Below are 6,136 nucleotides of genomic sequence, written 5' to 3'. Positions count from 1 at the left end.
GGGGGCGGTGTGTCCGAATCACCATTGTTGATCAACAATCAGGCAGCTAAAGCTGGATCCGAACCAGTATGGCCGTAATGCGTCCAATCTGAGGCGGTTGGCGGCAACCTATGAGAAATCCGGGCTAACTATCGCTATTGGTGTTGTCTAGGTGTTCATACATTTTTGAACACATTGCTAATACTTCTGAATTTTTCGTGCCAAGAATGTTTCTTGTAGCTGAAAATACGTTTTTATATGAGTCAAAGTCTTTGCTGCCAAAAATATTTGATATATTTTGAGAAATTTCAATCAATTTCTCTCTGAAAGTTGATGTCGCCTTATTAGATGTTTGTATATCCCAGTAGACATGCTCGCTACCATTTTCCATTCTATTAGTTGCTGCTAACAACGTCTTAAACGGAGGTGGTGCTACGTCTAAAAGCTCCACTATATCGACTTCGCTATTACGGAGCGCCTCTCCAAACACAAAAAATAGAAAGTGAGGCAACACCTGAAATAATAGCATGCAGCGGTCGTGTTCTTCACACGATGAAAATGGCTTCACTATTGCTTTGCTCTGTGTGTAGCATTCAAGTAGTGGTGTTGTTATCGATTCGTTCTCAATATAAACAATGCCTCTACCTCTGGTCTCAAGGGTGGGCTTAAATAGTGGCTGCATTCCATGTAAAGGAGATGCTATTTTTAGTTCGGAATAAGCGGCATGGAACTCGGTTTTCACTGAAAGTGTTTCTACTACGAGGGTCTGGGCTGAAATGAATCGGCTGACCTGGTCAAGCCCCTCAATGGCCGCCTTATCCGGCAAAGCGAAAACAATCACATCAGCTTCGCTGATCAGTAATTCAAGTTCGGGGGTTGGATTTAATATATCGGCAATAACCAGTGGGTGCTGGCTGTCCACGGCTGCCAAATCTACCATCGTTATATCGTATCGATCACGCGCTATACCTGCGAACCACGTTCCGACTTCACCAGCCCCAAGGACGATCAGCTTTGGCTTCACTTTGGTCCCTCTACTGTTTGGAATTTCTCACCATAAGCTCTGATTGCTTGTATGGTGTTCGACACCTTGATGATTGTTTCTTCATATTCAGATTGGGCATCACTGAGAGCCACAATCGCTCCACCGGCACCCATCGTATAGGTCTTGCCATCGCTTACGATTGTCCTGATTACGATATTCAAATCCATGGTGCCAAAAAACGATACCACTCCGATAGAGCCTGAATAGATGCCCCTGGGGCCTTGCTCAAGCTCATCGATTATTTCCAATGTTCTTTTTTTAGGTGCGCCTGTCATGCTCCCCCCTGGGAACGTGTTCTTAAGCAAGTCGACCGTAGACGAATCATCCCTCATTGAACCGGTTACTGTTGAAATCATTTGATGGACATGCGAAAAAGACTTGATTTCGAACAATTGGGGGACGGTGACAGAATCTAATTCGCAGCTGTGTAGCAGATCATTTCTCATTAAATCTACAATCATAAGGTTTTCAGATCTGTCTTTAACAGAATTCTTTAATTCTTGTGTTTGCGCTTTATCTAACGTGCTGTTTTTCAAGAGACGCGGCCTGGTTCCCTTAATAGGGCAACTCTCGACTGTTCCTTTACTATCTACCCTTATAAACCTTTCCATAGAGCCACAATAGATGCTCAGCTTTTTAAATTTTACATGGGAAGCAAATGGTGCGGGGCTTACTTTTCTGAATACCTCATAAAAATCATGCCCTTCTCCAACTGACGGCATGGAGAATTGATTCGTTAAGCATATTTCATATGATTCACCGCATTCAATTTTCTCTTTGCATTTTTCAATTAAACTTAAATACTCGTCTTCTGAATGGCGTTGAGATAACTTTGAAAGTTTAACCGGTTGTGATACGGGTTTGGGTTCGGGTTTGGGTTCGGGGGCGTGCTCACTATTGCATAGTATGGCGCGTGTCTCGCGTCGCCATTTAGCCGCCTGTGCTCCCAACCTATCGTCTTTGCTGGAATAAAGAGTCAAGATGTATGCAAAATGCTCTTTATGGTCAAAGACAACCGCTCTGTCACAGAAAATCAAACCGACATCGTTGTGCGGTGATTTAAAACGAGCTTCCCTAATGGAATCGGTTTGTAATTCATACCCAAAATACCCAACGTATCCCAAAGGAATCAATTCAGGTAATTCATCATCACTCTTCTCCAAGCGGCTAGTAAATTGCTTTACCCGGCTTTCAAAATACTCGAAGAAGTTGCCAACCTTTATTTCCTCTTTGGAAGAGCCGCAATGAACAGTTACCGTCTTCCTGGCTACCGAATACTCGAGAAATGTCTCCAATTCAGAACTAGACAAACATACGGCCGAGTACCTTCCAGTGGTGTGCTCTGAGCATGAATCCAAAAAAACGTAGTATTCTTCATTTGATGTTAACTTACGCACTAGATCGTATTTGAAATTTGAATAAGAGAGCTTTTCGATTTTTACTGACAAATCAGGTGACGTTGAGTGCGCATTTTGATTGGAATTATTGGTCACGCAGTGCTTAACGAAATTGAGTATTAGCTGCTCACCGTATTGTGAACAAATGGACTCTGGGTGAAATTGAACACCCCAAATAGGCTTGCTCTTGTGCCTGAATGCCATAGGCAAGCCATCAATGTGCGCTGTAACTATCAAATCTACAGGTAAGTCATACGGTAAAAGAGAATGATATCGAGTTACCTCTAGAAGCTCGGGGATACTCTCAAACATTATATTGCACTTGGTTTTAATCACGGATACTCGCCCATGGAATTGCTCAGGTGCTTTGTCGATTCTCGCACCATACTTGGCTGCAATTCCTTGGAAACCTAGACAAACTCCAAGGATGGGTAGTTTATCCTGATTGAGTGCATTCGAACAGATTCCAAAATCTTCTTGATTTAAAGGGCTTCCTGGGCCAGGCGAGAGCAATATCGCAGAAAAGTTGTCGAGACAAGAGTCCGGCCAAGGATCGTCATTTTTGAGTACGATTGGACGAACGTTTGTCGCCCTGTATATGAGCTGAACCAAGTTCCACGTAAAGGAGTCGTAATTGTCAATTATCAGAAATGGCTTGTCCATGTTATTCTTCTTGTTCGATAACCTTGTCTTCGATTTTACATGCTTCTTCGATAAATAATTCAAAGACTCTCACTAGAAATTGCGGATTTACATTGTGCATCTCACCAAAACTCTTGGCTTTGTCTAAAACAAAGTCCACTCTGTGATTTTGCATTATGGGGATGTTGTGCTCCTTTTTTACCTCGCCAATTTCTTTAATGATCTTGAGTCTTCTTGATATTCCTTCGCAAATTTCATTATCTATTGAGTCAAGACTGCCTCTTAAATCTTGTAAAAGTTCATCGTGGTTCACTGGTAGGCACTCCTGTGGAGTAGTTATAAGATGCGTGTAATTCTTATTCGATGCTTGATTTATAATTTATCAATATTCCAGTTGGCCGAGTAAATTCATCATGAGAAGAATCAACTCTAGGCTTGAAGCTCTCATTATGCCGCAAGAAAAACGGATGATAGCGCTATGATTTCAAGAGCCTGATCAATCCATCATAGATAAGTAGCGCTTCAAAAAAGGTACCTGAAACGCTGGTTCCATCGCCATCGCCATCGCCATCGCCGCCAAATCGAAGCCCGGTGGCATCCGCTTAAGCCCGCAGCCCCATCCTGGGCGGCGTAGCTGGCAGGGAGTAATAAAGCTCGTGTCGGAGACGGTATCGAATACGGTAGCACCAGAGCGCTTTTTGTCTACCGGTTGATAAGGTTGACATCGCGCGACTTCGAACATCTCGGTTTGGCTGTTTTTAACGCTTTCGCAGCGCTACCCGCCCGGCGAACCCCCATAGGCAAGACGGAAGTCCAGGCTTGTTCGAAAGGAAGGCGTTGTCGCAAATTGGTGAAAGAATGTCGTGAATGGGTAGGAAGGAAGGCGTTGTCGCAAATTGGCGGAAGAGTGTCGTGAATGGGTAGGAAGAGAGGGCGTGGCTAAATAAGGATGGTTGACTTGCGAGATGGCAATTATCTCATTGTGGTTGAGTACGGCTATGAGGGAATTCCGAGATGGGCAATGTTCAGCAGGAAGATTTCCGTGATTATACCGTCGTCAAGAATGGGGAAGATCAGTTCTCCATCTGGCTTGCAGGCAAGGAAGTGCCTTCAGGATGGGAAGAGGTTGGCAAGAAAGGGTCCAAGGCGGAATGCCTTGAATACATCAAGGAGTCCTGGACGGACATGACTCCCCGGAGTGTGCGAAACGCCCGGTCGGCGCAGTTCAAGGGAGCGTTGTAAGGCCAGCAGGCAATGGGCAGTATAAGAAAAGGAGAGCTGAACTAGGGAAGATGAAGGTCTAGCGCCATCAAAAACAAAAACTAATACCCAGGGCGAAGCATGACATCTGATCCAAACATTGAGCGGCTTTCACCAAGGCGCTCGGAAGTACACGCGCATCAAAATCTTGCAAGCGGATCGGTCCGGTCCGCCCCATCGGACGCCGCCTGCATAGAAGGGGGGGCAGTCCTTTTGCCGCTTTCGGCCGCGCAAAGGGGGGTCTGGTTTGCTCAGCAGATCAATCCGGCCATCAGCGCGTCATTCAAGGCTGCGGAATATCTAGAGATCAACGGTGCAGTTGACCAGGAATTGTTCGAAGCCGCAGTGCGTCAGGTCGTCGAAGATATGGAAAGCCTTCGAGTCACGATCGTCGAGGATGCCGATGGCCCGAAGCAACGATTGAATACGTTTCCGAGTTGGTCGTTCCCCATCGTTGACTTCTGCGGGGAAAGTGACCCTGCAGATGCGGCGCATGCCTGGATGCGGGCTGATATGCAAAAGCCCGTTGATCTGGCATGCGGACCACTATTCTCTTTGGCCTTGTTGCGGATCGATTGTCGACGATTCTTCTTCTATTTCTGTGCCCACCATACTGTAGCCGATGGGGTTTCCAGCGCCCTTTTTGCGCGGCGTTTGGCCGAGGTGTATTTCGCCCTGGCGGCAGGAAAGCAACCGCCGGACAGCGGCTTTGGTCACCTGCATGAACTGATTGCAGCGGATCAAGCGTACGAGACATCGGCGAGTATTCACCGGGACCGGGAATTTTGGCTGGATCTTATGGCTAACAGGCCGGTTCCGGTGAGCTTGGCGGGCCGCCGCCAGGCCTGCTTGAAGTTTCACCATCCTCGGATAGCTTTGCTGGAACGGACAAAACAGTCGTTGCAGCAATTGGCAATACACTACAAGTCTACGCTACCGCAGCTGTGCATCGCCCTGACGTCTGTGTATTTGCACAGAATGACGAACGAAAACGATTTGGTCGTTGGCATGCCGTTGACCGCGCGGATGAGCCGTGCTCTTCGGCGCCAGCCGGGTATGATGTCCAACGAAGTTCCCTTGCGTCTCGTCATCGAGCCAGACAGAACACTTGCCGTTCTGTTGGAACGAGTAAAAGTGGTTGTTCAGGCAGCTATTAGACATCAACGCTACAGATCCGAGGCATTGGTGTCGGATCTCGGGCTGATCGGCCAGGGCGATCTCCTATATGCAACGTCAGTCAATTTCATCCCGTTTGAAGGAGAGATGGCCTTCGATGGCTATCCGGTAACGGGACACAATCTGTCGTGTGGAGTGACCGACGATCTCACGATTACGATCTTTGATCGGGGGCCCGGAAATGGTTTGGAATTGTGTCTGGATGCGAATGCAGCCCTCTACAGCGAAGAGGAATTGAATTGGCATTTGCGCCGTCTGGCGAATGTCTTCGCGAAGGCCGAGGAAAATGTAGGCAGGGCAATCAGCCAATATGATTTGCTCTTGCCCGAAGAGCGGCAGCTGCTGCTGGAGGACTGGAACGCAACCGAGGCCTCCTATCCGTCGGAGCAGTGCATCCACGAGTTGTTCGAGGCACAGGTGCAGCGCAGCCCGGAGGCGGTGGCGCTGGTGCACGGCGATGAGACGCTGAGCTATGGCGCGCTGAACGCGCGGGCGAACCGGTTGGCGCACTACCTGCGGGAACTGGGTGTGGGCCCGGACGACCGTGTGGCGATCTGCGCGGAGCGCTCGCTGGCGATGGTGGTGGGCCTGCTGGGCGTGTTGAAGGCGGGCGGGGCCTATGTGCCGCTGGACCCGG

At 48.1% G+C, this 6,136-nt stretch carries 6 protein-coding genes; 2 read left to right on the top strand and 4 right to left on the bottom strand.

Annotated features, from left to right (window positions below):
• Window positions 1-124: 124 nt before the first annotated feature.
• The 4 genes from EZI54_RS22835 to EZI54_RS22820 form a co-directional block, all read right to left on the bottom strand.
• Window positions 125-1,003 (bottom strand): prephenate dehydrogenase dimerization domain-containing protein, encoded by an 879-nt coding sequence (locus tag EZI54_RS22835; protein WP_131484177.1) that lies wholly within the window; start codon window positions 1,001-1,003, stop codon window positions 125-127.
• Window positions 1,000-3,084, bottom strand: a complete 2,085-nt coding sequence (locus EZI54_RS22830; protein ID WP_131484176.1) for a chorismate-binding protein — start codon at window positions 3,082-3,084, stop codon at window positions 1,000-1,002. The genes EZI54_RS22835 and EZI54_RS22830 overlap by 4 nt, the downstream gene beginning before the upstream one ends.
• A gap of 1 nt (window position 3,085) precedes the next feature.
• Window positions 3,086-3,376, bottom strand: coding sequence for a chorismate mutase (locus EZI54_RS22825; protein WP_165495852.1), 291 nt, complete (start codon window positions 3,374-3,376; stop codon window positions 3,086-3,088).
• 183 nt (window positions 3,377-3,559) lie between these two features.
• Entirely contained in the window at window positions 3,560-3,805 is a 246-nt protein-coding gene (locus EZI54_RS22820) for a hypothetical protein (RefSeq protein ID WP_131484174.1), read from the bottom strand.
• Between the two features lie 272 nt (window positions 3,806-4,077).
• On the opposite strand from EZI54_RS22820, the gene EZI54_RS22815 reads away from it, so the two are divergent.
• Together EZI54_RS22815 and EZI54_RS22810 are read left to right on the top strand one after the other, a co-directional pair.
• Entirely contained in the window at window positions 4,078-4,305 is a 228-nt protein-coding gene (locus EZI54_RS22815) for an MbtH family protein (RefSeq protein ID WP_131484173.1), read from the top strand.
• 99 nt (window positions 4,306-4,404) lie between these two features.
• Window positions 4,405-6,136: condensation domain-containing protein (locus EZI54_RS22810; protein ID WP_165495851.1), on the top strand; the 1,732-nt coding region annotated here is incomplete at its 3' end.

It is taken from the genome of Marinobacter halodurans, from assembly GCF_004327985.1.
Lineage (GTDB): Bacteria > Pseudomonadota > Gammaproteobacteria > Pseudomonadales > Oleiphilaceae > Marinobacter_A > Marinobacter_A halodurans.
Note: the sequence above shows the minus strand (reverse complement) of the source record. Positions and strands in the feature narration are given on the sequence as shown.